18 protein-coding genes and 1 other annotated feature (1 of these 19 only partly in view) are annotated in these 18,113 nt (G+C 43.8%); of the genes, 4 read left to right on the top strand and 14 right to left on the bottom strand.

Annotated features, from left to right (window positions below):
• Positions 1-9 precede the first annotated feature (9 nt).
• The 8 genes from MKZ16_RS16165 to MKZ16_RS16130 all read right to left on the bottom strand — a co-directional run bounded on the left by MKZ16_RS16165 (position 10) and on the right by MKZ16_RS16130 (position 9,093).
• Positions 10-1,947, bottom strand: coding sequence for a hypothetical protein (locus MKZ16_RS16165; protein ID WP_339815906.1), 1,938 nt, complete (start codon positions 1,945-1,947; stop codon positions 10-12).
• A 213-nt stretch (positions 1,948-2,160) separates the two neighbouring features.
• The gene (locus tag MKZ16_RS16160) at positions 2,161-3,177 is read right to left on the bottom strand and encodes a sugar kinase (protein WP_038571120.1); all 1,017 of its coding nucleotides are present in this window, start codon (positions 3,175-3,177) and stop codon (positions 2,161-2,163) included.
• Positions 3,170-3,925, bottom strand: a complete 756-nt coding sequence (locus MKZ16_RS16155; protein ID WP_038571118.1) for a KDGP aldolase family protein — start codon at positions 3,923-3,925, stop codon at positions 3,170-3,172. Before MKZ16_RS16155 ends, MKZ16_RS16160 begins: the two co-directional genes overlap by 8 nt.
• Positions 3,918-5,030, bottom strand: coding sequence for a DgaE family pyridoxal phosphate-dependent ammonia lyase (locus tag MKZ16_RS16150; protein WP_076105721.1), 1,113 nt, complete (start codon positions 5,028-5,030; stop codon positions 3,918-3,920). The genes MKZ16_RS16155 and MKZ16_RS16150 overlap by 8 nt, the downstream gene beginning before the upstream one ends.
• Entirely contained in the window at positions 4,984-6,117 is a 1,134-nt protein-coding gene (locus tag MKZ16_RS16145) for an amidohydrolase/deacetylase family metallohydrolase (protein ID WP_076105720.1), read from the bottom strand. Before MKZ16_RS16145 ends, MKZ16_RS16150 begins: the two co-directional genes overlap by 47 nt.
• Before the next feature lie 144 nt (positions 6,118-6,261).
• Positions 6,262-7,155: a sugar phosphate isomerase/epimerase family protein gene (locus MKZ16_RS16140; RefSeq protein WP_076099218.1), complete on the bottom strand. Its 894-nt coding sequence runs from the start codon at positions 7,153-7,155 to the stop codon at positions 6,262-6,264.
• Positions 7,156-7,180: 25 nt separating this feature from the next.
• A complete protein-coding gene (locus tag MKZ16_RS16135; RefSeq protein ID WP_076099219.1) occupies positions 7,181-8,038 on the bottom strand; it encodes a sugar phosphate isomerase/epimerase family protein in 858 nt (285 codons plus the stop codon).
• Positions 8,035-9,093: a Gfo/Idh/MocA family oxidoreductase gene (locus tag MKZ16_RS16130; RefSeq protein ID WP_036677306.1), complete on the bottom strand. Its 1,059-nt coding sequence runs from the start codon at positions 9,091-9,093 to the stop codon at positions 8,035-8,037. The genes MKZ16_RS16135 and MKZ16_RS16130 overlap by 4 nt, the downstream gene beginning before the upstream one ends.
• A gap of 123 nt (positions 9,094-9,216) precedes the next feature.
• Between MKZ16_RS16130 and MKZ16_RS16125 the strand changes: the two genes are divergently transcribed.
• Positions 9,217-10,086: an AraC family transcriptional regulator gene (locus MKZ16_RS16125; RefSeq protein ID WP_076105719.1), complete on the top strand. Its 870-nt coding sequence runs from the start codon at positions 9,217-9,219 to the stop codon at positions 10,084-10,086.
• 70 nt (positions 10,087-10,156) lie between these two features.
• On the opposite strand, the gene MKZ16_RS16120 is transcribed toward MKZ16_RS16125, so the two are convergent.
• Positions 10,157-10,660, bottom strand: coding sequence for a DUF1572 family protein (locus tag MKZ16_RS16120; RefSeq protein ID WP_036677310.1), 504 nt, complete (start codon positions 10,658-10,660; stop codon positions 10,157-10,159).
• A 276-nt stretch (positions 10,661-10,936) separates the two neighbouring features.
• Between MKZ16_RS16120 and MKZ16_RS16115 the strand changes: the two genes are divergently transcribed.
• Positions 10,937-11,506, top strand: coding sequence for a hypothetical protein (locus tag MKZ16_RS16115; protein WP_076105718.1), 570 nt, complete (start codon positions 10,937-10,939; stop codon positions 11,504-11,506).
• 23 nt (positions 11,507-11,529) lie between these two features.
• On the opposite strand, the gene MKZ16_RS16110 is transcribed toward MKZ16_RS16115, so the two are convergent.
• Positions 11,530-12,519: a zinc-binding dehydrogenase gene (locus MKZ16_RS16110; RefSeq protein WP_076099354.1), complete on the bottom strand. Its 990-nt coding sequence runs from the start codon at positions 12,517-12,519 to the stop codon at positions 11,530-11,532.
• Positions 12,520-12,650: 131 nt separating this feature from the next.
• On the opposite strand from MKZ16_RS16110, the gene MKZ16_RS16105 reads away from it, so the two are divergent.
• Positions 12,651-13,505 (top strand): LysR family transcriptional regulator, encoded by an 855-nt coding sequence (locus MKZ16_RS16105; protein ID WP_076105819.1) that lies wholly within the window; start codon positions 12,651-12,653, stop codon positions 13,503-13,505.
• A 103-nt stretch (positions 13,506-13,608) separates the two neighbouring features.
• Here the strand turns inward: MKZ16_RS16105 and MKZ16_RS16100 are convergent, their stop codons facing one another.
• The 3 genes from MKZ16_RS16100 to MKZ16_RS16090 all read right to left on the bottom strand — a co-directional run bounded on the left by MKZ16_RS16100 (position 13,609) and on the right by MKZ16_RS16090 (position 16,337).
• The gene (locus tag MKZ16_RS16100; protein ID WP_076099222.1) at positions 13,609-14,436 is read right to left on the bottom strand and encodes an SUMF1/EgtB/PvdO family nonheme iron enzyme; all 828 of its coding nucleotides are present in this window, start codon (positions 14,434-14,436) and stop codon (positions 13,609-13,611) included.
• A 132-nt stretch (positions 14,437-14,568) separates the two neighbouring features.
• The gene (locus MKZ16_RS16095) at positions 14,569-15,204 is read right to left on the bottom strand and encodes a glycoside hydrolase family 11 protein (protein ID WP_036677315.1); all 636 of its coding nucleotides are present in this window, start codon (positions 15,202-15,204) and stop codon (positions 14,569-14,571) included.
• Positions 15,205-15,455: 251 nt separating this feature from the next.
• Positions 15,456-16,337: an alpha/beta hydrolase gene (locus MKZ16_RS16090; RefSeq protein WP_076105717.1), complete on the bottom strand. Its 882-nt coding sequence runs from the start codon at positions 16,335-16,337 to the stop codon at positions 15,456-15,458.
• A gap of 157 nt (positions 16,338-16,494) precedes the next feature.
• Here MKZ16_RS16090 and MKZ16_RS16085 point away from each other — a divergent pair, with 157 nt between their 5' ends.
• The gene (locus MKZ16_RS16085) at positions 16,495-17,208 is read left to right on the top strand and encodes a MerR family DNA-binding transcriptional regulator (protein ID WP_076105716.1); all 714 of its coding nucleotides are present in this window, start codon (positions 16,495-16,497) and stop codon (positions 17,206-17,208) included.
• A 47-nt stretch (positions 17,209-17,255) separates the two neighbouring features.
• On the opposite strand, the gene MKZ16_RS16080 is transcribed toward MKZ16_RS16085, so the two are convergent.
• Positions 17,256-18,065 carry a GNAT family N-acetyltransferase gene (locus MKZ16_RS16080; RefSeq protein ID WP_076105715.1) on the bottom strand — a complete coding sequence of 270 codons (810 nt, stop codon included), beginning with the start codon at positions 18,063-18,065 and terminating at the stop codon, positions 17,256-17,258.
• A gap of 47 nt (positions 18,066-18,112) precedes the next feature.
• Position 18,113 (bottom strand) — a binding site (T-box leader) (it continues 237 nt past the right edge of the window).

The raw sequence follows: 18,113 nt of genomic DNA, 5'->3' as shown, positions 1-18,113 counted from the left end.
GAGGCTTATTTATTTTTCTTTTTTATAAGTAATTTCTTTAAAACTCACAGTGATTTCCCCCGTATTATCAGCATCGCCCATTCGAAGATCTGTAGTAACGGTAGCACTGGAAGGGATGGACGAAAAGCTTGCCCCCTTCTGCTTCTTTTTTACATCATAGAGATAATAAGAAACATCCTTAACATTAAGCCCTACATTATCCTTGTGTATAAGTTCTACAGTATAGGATTTTATCACGGCTACATTAGCGTCCATCCACCCCACAACTTCAATAGCTGTATCTTCATGGTTGCCTTCAGTCTTAATGGAACCGATGGAAAGACCATCCTGATTATAAAAAATAATTTTTTGTGCAGCTATTTTCAGATAATCGATATCGATGTCAAGAATTCGGTTTTCGTTGATCTCTGCTGTATCCATCCAGGCAATCGTGCCCGCCGGATTCCACTTTATTTTCTCAGAAGGTACATATTGCTCTTGTGGTAACGGTACAGTACGTAGCGAAACTCCTTTATTATCGTAAAAAGTTAATTCGCCGCTCTCATCATCATGTACAAATCTCTTAAAAGTTGGTGAGAGGAACAGGGATGGCGCCCCGGTCGTCGAATGTGGGATTACGCGATATTTCAGAAGATGGATATCGTCCTTTCCTGTTTTCAGATCAAAGATCCATACATTGCCGAGATAACTCTGCATAAACAATTTTTGCTCATCAGCTTTCCATTGAAATTTATAAATGTAATCATAATCATCAGAAAGCGGCCAGAAGTTTTCCCGAAGTCGTTCAATCTTTCCTGTAAGAACATTATATGAGGACAAATGATATTGCCCGGCTTTTTTCGTCACATCCGATTCCAGAAATAATAGATGATCCTCATCCAGCGGGATTAGCATATTATAGTTGCTCATAAAAGCATTATTCCATCGATTATTGGAATCGTTGAGCTCGTCGCTCCATTTCACCTTTACCTCATCCGTAGCAGGATCATGGGCTAATAAAGCGTTGACAGCATTATGGTCGCCATAGAAAAGATGAATGGTATGATAAGAGATCCCTTGCAGTTCAACTACTTCTCCACCGTTTAATAGATAGTTATTTTCGGATAGGCCCATCGGTTTGGCCACCAGATCTCCAATAGAGTTCCGTTCTGTATTAAACTCCAAACCATTAAATTTTGCTTCCGAGAACAGAATCTTTTTTAACTCGGCAGTTGATTCCTTAGTAAGTGTGTAGCCTGTATCCGTTTCGTTCACATTCATTAACATGCCTTGCTCGCTTGTCTCGTTAATCCATAAATGAAAGGCATATTTATTATTATCTGAAATTAGAACGATATCGTAGTTAGGCGTTGCGGTATTTAAATTCCCTGGTATTTGTTCAGCGGTACGGATGGCTCGGACGAAAGTATCTATGGTTTCATGATCTGTGTATTCATCCTTTATGTTAGCATTCACTGAACCATGTGCTAGAGAGTTTGCTAATGTGATTCGCTTGATGGTCTCATCTAATTTTAGATTATCTGATTCTACTTGTTGATCATTTGATTGAAATAAGGTAATCAAAGCAGCCTTATCCGTTTCTGATAACTTGTAATGCCCATTTACTCCTGATTTGGTGAAAAGACCATTATTATTGCCCATAATCCAGAATGAGAATTTTTCGTTTTCTTTACTCTTCAATTCAACAGTAACCTCATAATCAGGTGCTGCAATATCAAGCTTCGCGTTGTCATACTCAGCAGTATGTATAGTTTTATTGAAACGTTCTATTAGCTTTTGGTCCGTTATGGTTATTAATCCGCCGCTATCATTATGGATTGTAATGGAGTCCACAGAACTCAGATCGATTAGCGTTTGATTCGCTTTATCTTTATCCCCTGTATTGACACATCCAACAAAGATTATTGAAATAACTGCTAAAAGGGCTAGTAGATCTAACTTTTTCATATAGGCTCCCCCTTCTTATTCTCTCTTCTTTAACGCCGGTTAGAGGATAAAGTTGCAAAAAATGAGATTTTACACCTATTTAAAAAGACCTAAATAAGCCAAATCTAGCCTGTAGCCATTGGATCAGATTCTTGATCTGAGCAAAGTTACAGTGTCTGTAGCGATAAAAAAAGCCACCGCACAGGCCTGTTCTCCTGTAAGGCAGCTTCTTCTTTATCTCAATATATCTCTTACAGCACCTGTCAGCACACCAATAACTTCTTGCTCGGTGGCCAGCGGAGAATCTCCTTCTACTGTGTGGGCTAGCATACCGGCCGTGGCCGCAAAGGCTACAGTATGCTGAGGATCAAAACCTTCCAGCTCTCCGTGAATTATACCACTGGCATATGCATCTCCAGCCCCGACTCTATCAAGCACCGGAAAGCTTAAGGTCTCGGAATATGCGAAGCGACCGGATTTGAAGATATAACCGCGCAACGAATGGCGGTTATCTTCATGGATGGACCGATGCGTTCCTGCTATCGTACATAGACTGTAGCGTGAAGCTACTGCGGGAATTAGCTCCTGAAGTTGTTCTTCCCTTGAAGTTCCCTCGGGCTTCATACCAAGGATTAGCATTGCGTCTTTTTCATTCATCAGCACGATGTCGGCCAAATGCAGCATGTCTTCGTAATGGAAACGCGCCAGCTCATAGCCTCTCTCTCCCCAAAGCGATGGGCGGTAATTGCAGTCAAAAACGACTAGACCACCGCGCTGCTTAACCGTTTCTGCATAAGTTTTCATCGCTTTTCGCACACCGTCGTTCATTGCCAGCGTTATCCCACAGAAATGAACAGCATCCGCGAGGTCTGCCAGCTCTGCGAATGGATAAGTGCCCGGAGGAGCAGTATTGAAGCTGCTCTCCGGGCGACCGGAATAAGTCACTCGGGAGGGGCGAGCCCCGAATCCGTTTTCAAGAAAGTACATCCCTATACTTGAGCCCCCGCGCTGGATATGCTCCGGCTGGATACCCAGTCGCCGAAGATAGGCTGTTGCTGCGTCACCAATAGGATTCGCAGGCAGCCTCGACACCATGCTTCCTTGATGTCCGTATCGGGACAATGCAGACAGTACATTGACGCCGGTGCCGGAAAAGGAATACTTCAGCAGGTTACCCTGAGATAACAGTTCAAAGCCTGGTACCTGTAGCCGCATCATTATTTCACCAAAAGCGGCGATATGTTTAGGCATATTGATCCGCCAGCTTTTTCATCGTCCGATACAGCTGTTGTATGTCCGCCACTCTCGTTCTTCCGCTCTGCGGATCGATGATCGATGTATAGACATGGGGAATCACCTGCGGCACTCCTGCTTCCAATATAATGGACAAGATCTCTTCAAAGTTGTCCAGATCGATACCGCCGGTCGGCTCCAGCGCAAACCCCTCTTCCGCACAGGCTTTGGCCACAGCGATTAGCTCCGCTTTACGGCTCAGCCCCTGCATCGGAAAATACTTTAAAGCATTTCCGCCCATATCCCGAACCAATGCAATCGCCGCATTTACGGGAATTACAGCTGGTACAGATTGTGCCGCACTGGCCGGGCCGGTGGAGATATTCACAAAACCAGGTTGTCCCGTTGGTGCGATCATGCTGTTAATCCAACTATCTTTCGCTCCAAGGTTGGCACGGGTCGCACCAACTGCCGGGAACACCTGATTAATATGGCTGCCAGCATAGGATTTGACAATCTCTGCAACAACAGCAGCTTGCCGATTATCACCCGCGCCTAGTCCTATCGATACCGCACCGTCAATTTCCCGCCCATATGCCTCCATCGCCTGCACGGCTTCCTCTACCGTTGCATAGTCTTTGGACAATACACCGACCAGTACATAACCTTCGGCGGCAGTAAACACTTCTTTGGCATTTTCTATATCCTTAGCCAATACGTTTAAGGCCACCCGACCTTTATAGAACCGCTTGTTAATTTCAGACATTGCTTGCCCCTCCTGTCAATTCCCTTATCCTCGCAGTAATCATTTCTATGTCATCACCCATTAGCGGACGCGGATCAATATCAAAATAACCTTGCCTTACCCCATAGTCTCTAGTGTATATAGCCACTTCACCTTGTTGAAGCTGCTGGGATAGCTCAAGTGCTGTTATTCCGCACTGATTCGGGTCCACATGGATGCGTCCACGATAAATTGCCCGGCCTGCTTCATCCTGCACGATAGCTACCCGAATTCCGGGAAGCCCGTCGAGCGGCATCAGCAATTGGAGCGTAGCTTTTTCCTTTTCGCTTGTATCCTGCTTGTGAGCATATTCATCCAACGCCTGCATCAGGCCGAAGGATGTTTCCTTACCAACCTTCATGCTGCGGCCAATGCCGTGAAGCTGCACTTTCAGCCATTCAATATAAAGACGTTTTCCCGCCACAAGTCCGGATGTTGGACCTTCTATAGCTTTGGAGCCACTATAAATAACCAGATCGGATATTTGCACGTATTTCTGCAGATCCTCTTCCGCTGCAGCATCTACAATAAGCGGTACGTTATGAGTTTGGGCCACAGCCCAAGCTTCCTCTACCGAGATCATATTCTTCTGAACGGCATGATGAGATTTGACGTACAAAATAGCTGCAGTCTGATCCGAGATCGCAGCGGCCAAATGCTCCGCCCGTCCTTCATTGGCATAACCTGCTTCCACCACCTTACCGCCACCGAGATAAACCATGGTTTCTACTGGTGCACCGTATTGTACGTTATGACCTTTTAGCATTACAATTTCATTTCTAAAAATGCTATCCTGATGGAGCCGCAGACTTGTACGAATATTACCGCGGGTTACCAGCGCCGCCACGGATAAAGCAATTCCACTGGAAGCCGAGTTCACGATCACCGCTGCTTCAGAACCTGTATGACGTGCAACATAATCTCCCGCTTTATCCACCAAATCGGCGATTTCCACATAGCTTTGTCCACCTTGGCGCATAGCTTCCATCACCGTATCGGTCGGTGCCGATACCCCGAGGATGCTCATCCGGCCGCTTGCATTAATTACTCTTTTCAGGCCGTATTTCGCATTCCATGTATTTGCCACCTATGATCACTCCTATTGCTTGAATGGTTTGCTGCGCTACCCGGCGTTCCCCCTCAGAATCTACCAGCTCAATCTTCTCATCCGTCACACGAAAAAGGGTCAAATTTGCCTTGTTATTGATCCGAATCTCCCCAAGTTCCGGGCGTCCCAGCCACTGGGCTGCTCTGCTCGTCACCCGCGCAATTGTTTCTTCAAGGGAATATCCCAGTGCGAGAAACTTGTCCAACAGATTCGCCATGGAGTAGACGGGACCATTCATACGGTTGCCTCTGTATATGTCTGTGCTGATCGTATCCGGATCAATACCGTTTTGTTTGGCCGCCTCGGCCACAGCGAACGAGAAGCTAGCCGTACCGTGTCCCACATCCAAGTGAACTCCTCGCTCAATAGCATCTCTCAATACCTGGAGCGGACGATTCTCCTTATCGAATAAATTGTTGCTTTTACCATTTAGATAATGGGTTATCACGTCGTTGCGTTGAAGTAGCGGTAGAACCTCACGGATATCCGGCGGAGCGGAGCCAATATGTACCATCAGCGGCAGCCCGGTCTTCTCCGAGAGCTCCAGCGCATGATGAAGGGGTTGAATGCCATTGTCACCCACTACGCTTTTGCTGATTCTGGCCTTCAAGCCTACGATAAATTCTGGATAAGCAACTACCGCCTGAAGCACCTTTTCATGATCAATCCACTCTAGTTGGGACAACTCGTCAATTCGCATTAGGCCAATCTTTGAAATGTTAAGAAAAGCTAGCAGTTGCGTTGCTGACTTTTTCCCCGCCTCCGCCAGCTCACCCATTCGCTCCGCTCCGCAGCTGCCTGCGTCCACGAGCGTAGTCACGCCGCATCTGATTCCAATCTCATCAATCTCGTCTCCATACGGATTCAGTTCTGCAAACGCATGTACATGCAAGTCGATCCAGCCGCTAGAGACATATGCCCCATTGGCTTCCACGACCTTGAAACCATGGTCTTCGGCGGTGCCACCGGGAACTATCTGGACTATGTTGCCATCAGCTATGACAATGTCCATTTCCGTTCCATTCAGGACTTTCGCCCGGCGGAGGAGCAAACGTTCTGCTGTCATCGTCACACCTTCTTTCCAAATTCAGAACATTACCGTCCTAGGTCTTTCCCGCACACTCTATAACACAAACAGTCCCAATGGATGTAAGATCTTTTTTCACAGGGACTGTTTGGATGAACTATTTAATCTTTATTACTACCGTGTTCAGAGCCGAAAACCCTTCAAAAAATTCACAGCCTGGCGGATATCTTCCTCCGGATTAGTGCCAACCTCCCGTTCTATGGTCAGGAATCCTGTATAACCGATGTCGTTCAGCGCTTGCAGATAGTTGTTCCAATCAACAGAACCCGCTCCGAGCGGAACTTCACGGAATGCCGAGCCGGTCTCGGCCATTTCAGCGATCTTCTCATGGTCTAATGCTGGTGCTTCATAACCATATTGACCGTAAACATCGCGCGGATCGATATCGGCAAGCTTGAGACCATCTTTAGCATGGGTGTGTACAATGTAATCTTTTAGAGTATGAACACCTTGCACCGGATCATCACCAGTCACCATGACCATATTGGCCGGATCAAAATTAACGGAAACCCCTCTGGAACCCAGACCGTCGAGGAAAGTCTTCAGACGTGCAGCGGGTTCTGGCCCAGTCTCAATCGCAAAATAAGAATTCATCTCATGTGCATATCTGCTAAGTTCCTCACAGGCAATGTGCATGGTTTCATAAATTTTACTGGCTGGGTTAGAGGGAACAATACCGATATGTGTAGTTACGATATCTGTACCTAGCTCCTTAGCCAGCTCCATAATGCGCTTGGACTTTTCAATTTTGGCACGGTTCTGGGCAGGATCCTGAAAGCCATGTCCGCCTAAATCTCCAACGAGGGCAGAGATTTCTAAACCCAGCGAAGCAATGTAATCCTTCCATTCACGGCGTGCTGACTGAGAGAGAGTAGCGGGATCAAATTCGCCTTGCACCGCATAAATCTGAACTCCATCTGCCCCAGCTTCTTTTGCCTTACGCAATCCCTCTTTCACTCCAACCTGAAAGCTGTCTACGATAACACCGATTTTATTAGTGATAATTGGCTTAACCATGGCAATAATCCTCCAGTATAATGAATTAGATTTGGTTCCAAACCCGCTTGATGTATTCCAGCCCCAGTCTTGTTCCCTTACGGCACTCTTCCATTCCCTCAAATTCTACAGAGATATATCCGTCGTAACCGCTTTCTTTAACGATTCGAATTACACTTGGCATGTCGATGTCTCCTTGACCAACGATGGCACCTCTCAACCAGTTCCCACCGGAGGATTGGAACCAACCTTCGCCAGGCTGGCGGTCTTGTGGACGAATATAGAAATCTTTGAAATGCACCATCGAAGCAAGCTTGATGTTGTTAGGTACAGCTATTAGCGGGTTCTCATCTGTGCACAGGAAATTCCCAATGTCGAGTGTTGTACGGAAGTTGTCTCTTCCTACGGCATGAACCAGCGCCTGTACACGATCGCTGTGCTGAATAAAGTATCCATGATTCTCCACACTGGTCGTAATGCCCAAACCTGAAGCATAATCGGCAATTTCTCGGCAGGCTTCAGCCAAACGTGGAAGCTCTTCCAAAAAATGCGTGATGGATAGATCGTTTGAGGAGGCTACATCATGCCGCATCCGCTGAATGCCTAATGCCGCGCACACGTCTACTTCCCGCTTTACCCGCTCGACTTCCCGCTGCATTTCCGCTGTCTCTAGCCCGGCAAAGTTCGCCCCGATAGCATAATTGGATAACTCTAGTCCACGACCCGCTGCTGTTCGTACAATCTGATCAATTAGCTCAGGATTTTCAACCAAATTGATACCCAAGGGTACAATCTCCGCATGTTCTGCGCCCAGATCGGCGATCGTCTCAATGACTCCTTCAAGCGTGAGCTCACCCGTCGAAAAAGCTGAATGCAGACTGTAAGTGCTGATTCCTAACTTCATAGTTTCACCTCTTCACCTTTGGCTGCGGATTCATAGATCGCGCCGAGTACCTTCATGATTGTAACGCCGTCTTGCACAGGACTAATCGGTGTAGAGCCGGTACTGATGTTGCTCGCAAAATGATTAATTTCATTCTGGAATGCACTGTTGAACTCAAATCCTTTATTATCAGTCTGCGGATAGGTATTGACGATCGTATCCGCCTGTTCTTTAACGATGACTATCTCAGGATCGATTTCAAAACCACCCTTGTCCCCGTACAGGCGTACTGAGCGCTCGTCTTCTTTGGCATGCAGTGTAAAGCTGACATCGACCATCAGCGAAGCTCCATTCTCAAAGCGAATTAGTGCATTTGCTAAATCTTCCACCGTATTGTTCGCTGCGTCGTAATCCGCGGCTTTATAGAAAGAGAGATTCTTAATATTAGAACGATTGCCGAGCTTCCGGTAGGTATTGGCACTTACCGATACTGGATTCGGACGGCCCATCAAATACCAGCAAAGATCGATCACATGGACGCCAATATCGATCAGCGGTCCGCCGCCTGAGCGTTCAATATCACTGAACCAGCCGCCGGGATTGCCTAGTCTACGGAACGTCGTTGCCTTTGCATAGTAGATTTCGCCGAATTCTCCTTGTTCCACCAATGTCTGAAGGAGCTGGGCATTGGAGTCATAACGTCGTACAAAGCCTACTTGCAAAATCTTGCCGCTCTTTTCCACTGCTTGCTGTACCTGAAGCGCTTCTTCAACCGTACGGCAAAGCGGCTTTTCCACAAGCACATGCTTGCCTGCCTCAAGCGCCGCAATGCTGATCTCGGCATGAGAGTTGTTCCATGTGCAGATGCTGACTGCATCTATTTCGGAATTGGCCAGTAGTTCACGATAATCCGTGTATACCTTCTCGACGTTATATTCTGTAGCAACTTCGCGTGCACGCTCTTCATTCAGATCACATACCGCATATATGGTTGTCTGCGGATTATTCCGATAAGCACTTAAGTGCATGCCGGAGATAGAGCCCGTACCTATCACGCCAATTTTGATCTTATCCATTAACACTCGCTCCTTTATTTTGCATAGGTTATGATTCGTATTATAATGATTTCAACCCTAAACACCATGCAGAGCCTTGCGGTTTCATTTGTACAATTGTGCTATAGGAGGTGCAGTCTATAAATGTTGGACTATGATAAACATCTACAGGAACCCATGGACATGCCGGATCCCGAGTTTCCGATTAAAGTACATACCCAGCGTTTCAACCAAGAAGGAGTTATGTTGTTCCCACATCACTGGCATGAGCATCTTGAGTTTATATTTATTGAAAGTGGTGAGGCTGTTTTTGAGTGCGGACGAACACCGATCAACGTTCGAACTGGCGATTTAGTTGCTGTGAACAGCAACGAGCTGCATTATGGGGTAAGCGCTTCTTCTGATTTATTGTATTATGCGATTATTGCAGATACTTCTTTGCTGCATAGTGCGGTAAGCGATGCTGCCGAAACCAAGTTCATCGCCCCGATTCAGCGGAACCAGCTGCTGTTACGTAACCATATCCGGGGGGATCAACATATTACAGACTGTGTGTTGGCGATTATCCGGGAACTGGAACGTCGCGAATTTGGTTACGAGCTGGCTGTCAAATCCGAGTTATACCGCCTGCTAACGCTGTTGTTGCGCAGACATATCGTCACCGTACTCTCACAGGCTGAGCAAGAGAGGCGTATTCAGACCGTTGAACGCTTCGCACCTGTTTTGCGTTATATCGATACCCATTACCAGGAGCCGATTCAAGTTGACGAACTTGCGGCGCTAGCGGGGTTAAGCCGCTTCCATTTCAGCCGTCTCTTTAAGGAACTCACTGGGCATACGATATCGGAATATGTAAATGCTGTCCGTTTAGACCGTGCAGATTATTTGCTCCGCCATACCCAGCTAACGATTTCTGAAATCGCTACCACTACTGGCTTCAGCGATATCTACTACTTCAGCCGCACCTTTAAAAAACATAAAAAGGTAACCCCTAGCAGTGTGAGAGGATTCTAGTTAGAGTGAACAAAGGACTGCCTCTTGGCAGTCCTTTGTTAGTGTATGTATCGTTCCTCTAGTTAAACTGTCATTGCCATACAAGCTGACCCTTTCTTATTTTTGCTGCATAAATGATTTGGCCTGTATGATAATGGACTTCTCTCACCATCGCTATCATGAGATTAAGAGCAGTAGTCTCGTTATTTACTTGGCTATATGTAAGTGGTGGTAAATTAAGAAAGGGTTGTGACATCAATAACTCCGGGTTAGATTGGAGCCGTTCAAGATATTGGATGATAATATCAAAAGCATCCCTGGTCATGGTTATGGCTTGTTCTTTTGTCATTTCTAGGCCTCTTTCAAACTCCCTCTCCCTATCTCTAGTATCCGGAATATCTAAAAGGATAGTTTCAATTCGTGAATGTACTGCCCCGCTAATATGAGCAACCAAATTTGCAATACTGTTACTTTCCACGGTTGGGGACCATGTAATATCCTCTTGGGTACATTGCTCGATTGCTTGGAGCGTCCATTTCTTTTCCGATCTAAATTTGACTAACATACTTTCAATTAACTCAATGGCGATATCCATTGCTAACCTCCTATTAATAAAACCTATGTATAATTTTACCAAACACATCTCCTCTGTCAAATGAAATCTAGTCCCAATGCTATTTTTATGCCACAATGTTTTGTTACATTCTTATCCTGGCTCCTGAGAAAAAATAACTCTTTCATTTAACACCAAGAAGGTCAGGTAAGGGTAGTTCCCTCTACTGACCTTCTTTTATTTTATTAATTGTGTAAAAGAAACTATCTTCCATCTTATGGGTATAATTAACATAAAGCTTTATAGGAGGGAAAATCATTGAAAAAATTAAGGAAGCTGATTCTTTTAGGATTTTGCATCATGATTTTACCGGGAACCGTGATTTATGCTGCAGCTGGCTCATCTGAAGTATCATTATATTTGAATAATGTGCTTCAAAAACAGCCCGCAATATTATCCGAAGGTTCGGTTTCCTTGACGACTGAACAGTTGTCTAAAGATTTATTTGCACTATTCGCCTTGGATGAATCAGGTAAAACGGTTCGAATCTACAAGCCTAATATAAACATGGTTATGCTCGATAATAATGGAGAGATTTTTGGTAAAGTAAAAAGCCCGTCACGTTTTGCATTTTCTACTCTATTACAGGTGGATCATTTAAAAGCAGAAATTTCAGATATTAAGGTTGTGATCACCGATCCTGCGGACAAAACAGAAACCATTGATGCTCAACAAATTAAGAACAGCGAAGAAAACTTTTGGTTCAAAACCAACGAGTATACATATTCCTTTAATACAAAGGGCACCTACACTATTCAAGTGTTTTTTAAAGATGTGGCTTCGAAGAAGTGGTTTCCTGTCTCCGAAATCGATATATTTGGCATTTGAATTCCAGTTATAAGGGACTCAGCTCATTCTATTCTTATCGCAATATTACCAAATTGTTCTCCCTGCTGCATTCGGTGAAATGCCTGAACTGTGTCTTGTAAAGGATACACTCGATCAATGATAGGTCGAATCGAATGATGTTCCATAAACTGAAGCATATCCGCAAACTCTTCACTACTTCCCATTGAGCTACCTATGATACTAATTTGCGGGAAAAATATGGCTCGCGTCGGGATTTCCATTCGGTCTCCTGAGCTTGCACCTAACGTGACAATACGTCCATTGGGTTTAATAATATCAAAGTAATGTGGGAACGTCGCAGGCCCAATGCTGTCGAGGATGAGATGAACGGTGTCTCCATTCATGCTTTCCTTCCAATTGCTATGACTGTCAAAAGCATGGTCAGCTCCATGAGCGAGTGCAGCTAGTCTTTTCGATTCACTGCGTGAAGTGACACTGATACGTGCACCCACCGCTGAAGCCATCATCATGGCATAAGTCGCAACCCCACCACCAATGCCAGGTATAAGAACGCGTTCACCTTTCTTTAAGCAGCCTCTAGTAAACAGCGCCCGATAGGCTGTTAAGGCTGATAAGGGCAGCACGCCGGCTTCTTCCCATGACAGGTAAGCTGGCTTGCTGACGGCATTTTGCGCTGGAATGATGATTGACTCAGCGAATGTACCCTCTGAAGGTCCCCCTATAATGGCTGGAACGTTAGGAACATTGTCGGCATATTCCCATCCGATGCACGGATTAATGATGACATCTTCACCAACATTATGATCAAGTACACCTTCACCTATTGCTTCAATTCTCCCCGCGCCATCAGAGCCGATAATCAAAGGAGTATCCTGTTTTGTTCTGTCATCCATGATAAACAAGTCCCTGTGGTTCAGCCCTGCAGCCTTTAACCTAACCTTCACTTCTCCAATCCCCGGTCTTTTATCCATAATCTCTTTATAGTTCAAGCCCTTCAGGCCACCTTCTCCAGCATGTACAATGGCTTTCATCATCCAAGCCCCTTCCTCAAGTTGTTATTAATGAATCTATAATAAATTTTACATAGTGGGTGTAATCCAGTAAAATGATCAAAACTGAAGGTGACTATCATAAATCATCATACCAAGAAGGTGCAAAGGAAATGGAAAGTGGAGATTTGAGAATATTTCAAGCGGTTGCTCGCGAGGGTAGCATAACGAAGGCTGCTCAAGTCTTAAATTATGTCCAGTCAAATGTGACAAACCGGATTCAGTATCTAGAAGCTCAGCTGAAAATCCCCCTATTTCGCCGATCCAATCGAGGGATGACGTTAACGCCGGCAGGTGAGAACTTACTGGCATATACAGACAAAATATTATTACTAATGGACGAGGCTGTAATAACCACACAATACTCTGAGCACCCTACTGGTCCGCTCCGTTTAGGTTCCATCGAAACAACAGCGGCTACTCATCTAACGCCTCTGCTAACCGAATATCACTTACGATATCCCGATGTTAATCTATCGCTTATAACGGGAGAAACGCATAAACTCTTACAAAAAGTGCTTGATTACCAACTAGATGGAGCCTTTGTTTATGGACCCATTGACCAGCCTGATATAGAACATGTAGTTGCTTTCGAAGAGGAGCTGGTGCTTATCTCACAACCAGGTAAGAGCGATATGCGCGAATTGCTTACAAAGCCAATGTTGTTTTTCGACGTCGGATGTACACATCGTGCCAAAGCTGAGAGTTTCCTAAATGAAAGCGGGGTGAGCTCTTATAAGATTATGGAATACGGAACGTTAGATGTAATTCTAAGTGGGGTTTCCGCTGGACTCGGCGTGTCTATGCTGCCCCAATCTTCGATCTCTAAGGCCGAAGAGGCGGGAGTAATTACTTCCCACCGTCTGCCTGAAGGATATCGAGATTTGCAGGTATGGTTTGTGTATCGCCGGAACGCGGTTTTTACTAGTGCGTTGTCAAAATTAATCCAAATGATCGAAGAAATATAGCAACATACATATTGGGGTTTGATTATATTCGAGCGCAAAGCTTGTATATTAATCAAACCCTTTTCAGCTTTTTCCGATTATACTTGGTATGTCTTGTTCCCGTCTACTCACCACGAATCACTCGAAAACCTTGATCAGGACCCATACCATTCGCTTCGAACTTTCCCCGAAATGAAATCTCGTTGTTGTTAATGCCGCCGATCCACCCGCCACCCTTTACAACCCGGAAAGAACCGCTCTTACTATCTATATCTCCGTACCAGTTCCAACACCATTCCCTAACATTCCCTGACATATCGTAAAGACCTAGCTCATTAGGTTTTTTGCCACCAATAGATTTTGTTTTGTTATGGTTGTTTTCTATGATCGGCCAGTTCCAATCTCCTGATAAGAATTTCTCTCCAGCGTTTTGCCAATACCATGCTACTTCATCTGCTTTATTGCTTCCACTGTAGGTGTAACTTTTGCTCAACTGTCCTCCACCCGCAGCATATTCCCACTCTGCTTCTGTAGGCAATCGGTAACCATTAGCTCCTGCATTGAGTGTTACTGTCCATTTTAAAGTATCGTTATCACTTTTATTATTCGGATCTTTTTTATTTTTATCTATATTGTAATAGGGTTTGAGCCCCTCTTTTATACTTCTTTTATTACAGTAATCTATTACGTCATACCAGTTAACCATTTCTACTGGCAAGTTGTCGTCTTTGAATGCTGAAGGGTTGCTTCCCATTATTTCAACCCACTCTTTCTGAGTAACTTCATATTGGCCGATATAGAAATTTGATATAGTTGTACTTTTGTAGTTGGAATTTGTGTTAATGAAATTTCCACCTTTGACCAATACATAAGTATCCTTCTGTTCAGGCTTTTCTTGCGAACAAGCGCTGATAGCAACAACTATTAAAAGAGAAATTAATAGTTTTCTCATGGATATATCTCCTTTCCAACCACTGGTATGTAGTTAAGTATCATTTGCTGAATGATCTAGAATGATCTAAGGCTGCCGGTTGTGGACCGACAACCTTAGCAATGATAGTGATTACTTATAGATAACCTGTTATTACCACACTGTTACGTTTGAGCTTCCGCTACTTTGATATCCTTCTGTCGCTAATACCTGGTAAGACCAACTGCTGCCCAGATTCATTCCGTAACTTTTCCAAGCATTAACGTGGTTGGCAAAAGTGATCGCGACATTGCTTCCCGTTGCTCGCTTGGATTGTCTTACACTCCAAAACTGTGTGAAGGTTGCCGTACCATCAATAGAAGGGGCGTTCGTTCTCGTAGTCGTATATATATCATATGTGCCTCCATCACTAGTCACGGTACCTTTATAGGTTCCAGTAGGTCTATAAGTGCCCCAACTATCAACGACGTAATATTCTATGAGGGAGTTTCTCGTCCACCCATAAAGAGTTAAATACCCATTGCCGGATGGTGCCCAGACGCCTGCATTGTAGTTTATTGTTCTAGATGGGGATCCAGTATTCCAACCTTTACCAACAACAAAGTTACCAGTATTTGACCATGTAACACTGTAATTCCCACCAGATCCATTAGTAGCATTTACTGTCCCGCCACCATCGGTCCAATTTTGCCAATAGTCTGTCGCTGCACTTGAGGTTGCTGCAAACAAGCTGAAACTCATTGAAGCGGCCATAATTACAGTCACGATTTTCTTGTTAAATTTAAACATAATCTACCTCCTGAAATTTTTTGTCACTACATACCTACATACTGCTTGTCTGTATTTCTAGTAGTCGAGCAATTTCTTGTTGGGGCAGATTCGCAACACCACTTCCTTCCATATATATTAATGTAAGCGATTACATATGGAATCTTATCATAGATCGTTTACTATTTAATCTCTTCAAATTAAAGATTTTACCCTAAAAAGTATTGTTCTTTTGGGATACCTAATTCACTGGATTTTTGTATCTGCCACAATTACAATCCAGTATTTTTTAGTAACACGTTCATATACCATGGCTTAATCAGTGGTACAACTACTGCTGGCTGCATAGCTTTTGTATGGTCCATCTGGGCTCCCGAAAGGATTTCAACATCCCAGCCTAAATCCGCCAACTGCTCCTTATTCTTTTTTAACAACCCGACGATGTCAACGGTAACGCTCCCGAAATTTTCACCGTATACGATCGTATCATTTCCACCTGCAAAAGCTAGTTTAGGGAGACTAGGCAAATGTTGAATTCTGCGATCATCAAAGGCTGTGAGGCTCTGGTATAGGGAGACAAATTGTGCTGTAACACGGGTATCTATGGTAACCTTTATATTGTCCCAATCCATTTCGTTTGGATTATCCGGTCCAGCAGGGCTTTCCACAGATTCATTTTGGTTACTCAAAGCTTGTGTATGTGTTTTATGGGTCACAACCCTCATTTCTTGATAGGGGCCATTATAGGGTGGAAAACCTCCCATTACCAAACTCTCCAAGCGATCTGTTCTTATAGCCATTTGCAATCCAATCAACGCAAGCCAGGAATAACCGTAGTAACTAAAGCTTGTAACATTCATTTCATCCGCAATGTGGAGAAGATCCTTCACAATATGATCTGCTGTTAGATTTTCCACTGGATGTTGAAATAGATGACCTTCATAATCGAAATAAAGCACTTGAAAAGTGTCCGCTAGTCCTTCAACAAAATGTTTACCTAATTCGGGATCTACTCCCCACAGCTTTAAGTTTTCTGCTTCCTGATTGTACACAGATTTTTTAGCGATGGGTAACATGATGGTTGGACGATTTGGAAGCCCTGCCATACCTACTTCTATTTCTGATTGGTTTGCTAATTGTATTATCTTTTTCAATGAACTCACTCCTTTGTGTTCTATAAAAGTATCATATGACATTCATGCAATCTTTCGGTTTATCCCTTTACCTCCCTTGATATATCTGCCTAAATTCGATTTAATATTGTTGTAGCACTTGAAGGTTCAACTTTAATGTTTTGGGGCGATGATGATTATGGAAGAGATATATACACCTACACTGATAGCTAAGCAATTAAATGTGAGTACCACTACTTTAAGGAGATACGAAGATCAAGGTTTAATTCCAGATGTACCAAGGACCGCCAGCAACCGCAGATGTTACACTTCCATCCATGTGCAAGCTTTTATTACCATTCGGGCATTATTGCAGGGATATGAAATTCCGGTTGTGTACGATGTGATGAGGAAGATTAAAGGCCAGCAGATGGAGTCTGCTCTTTGGGCAATCAATCAAGAGCAACATAAGACCCAAGTGGAAAAAGAAAGGTTAGAGGAAGTTTTACGCATGTTTCGGGATGTTGATTTAACAAAATACAAAGATTTAACTGTAACAGATTCAATGACGATTGGTGAAGTTGCACAAATGGCAGGAGTTAATCCATCAGCTATTCGGCATTGGGAACAAGAAGGGCTAATCTCTTCGAATAGGAACAAAGATAATGGCTACAGAGTCTTCACTTTAACGGAATTAAGAAAAATTATTCTTATCAGCAGTTTAAGGAAAACTGTTTATTATATCGAGAATATGAAACAGCTTTTGAATGAAATAGAAACACATAACTACAAAAAAGTGGAGGTATCCTTTCAGCTTGCCTTACAAAAATTGAATTCTCAATTAACGAAGCAATTTTTCGCGATAGCTGAACTTACAAACTATGTTAAATTGTATAAAAGTAATGCCAAGTAACATATTGATCATAGAAAAAGGACTACCTTGCGGTAGCCCTTTCGTGCCTATTTGAACTTGATGTCAACAATCTTTCCGCTTTCCACAAAACCAATATTTCGATAAACCTTATTGGAGTCAGGATTCTTTAAATCAGCATAAAGCATGGGCACTAAATCCTCCGATAAAAGTACAGAACATAACTCTGCTACTAGTGCACTTGCATAACCTTTTTTCCGGCAAGACGGAGGTGTGTATACCGCATTTAATCTGGAATATCTTGCCGACCGATGTGCAATGTACGCCATCGATACAGGTTTATCGTCTACAAACCATAAATACAAGTCACCTGTCTCAATCATCCTCTTGGCATCTAGAATTTTAGTTTCTGGGTTCACCGTAATCCCATAAGCCCCCTCTGAGAAACCCGCCAAAAATTCTGCTACAATGGCCACATTTTTTCTCGTTGCTTGTTGCATTATGCCCTTTACGTTCAAAGGTTTCTTTGGATCTGTACAGAAATAAGATTCTATAGTCATCGTGGACTCATATTGAAGATTATTTGCCTGAGAATACAGCTGTGCAAAACGTTCTGTTGTTTTTGGTTCTCCAGATACTCCCGATAATGTTGTCCCTTTAAGGAATTCTATAAGTTCTTCGTAGAGAACGATCTTCTTATCCTCGGCAATCTCCTTAGAACTCCAAAGCCATGCGTTATGTCCCGTTGACTGGGCATAGATCATTGTTTCACTAGAATCTTTTAAGCATCTAGAACTCTTCGACTCGCAAATAAGGTGAATCAGGTTGTATTGAACCTCATCAGCAATAAACATATCCTGGCTTAGTATGCGATCGGAAACATTGATTTTTTGGAACATCGTTACTCCTCCTTATTTATTTATATGAACGCAAAAAACTCCGTCCCA

Source organism: Paenibacillus sp. FSL R5-0928, assembly GCF_037970385.1.
In the GTDB taxonomy this organism is placed as follows: domain Bacteria; phylum Bacillota; class Bacilli; order Paenibacillales; family Paenibacillaceae; genus Paenibacillus_AQ; species Paenibacillus_AQ odorifer.
Note: the sequence above shows the minus strand (reverse complement) of the source record. Positions and strands in the feature narration are given on the sequence as shown.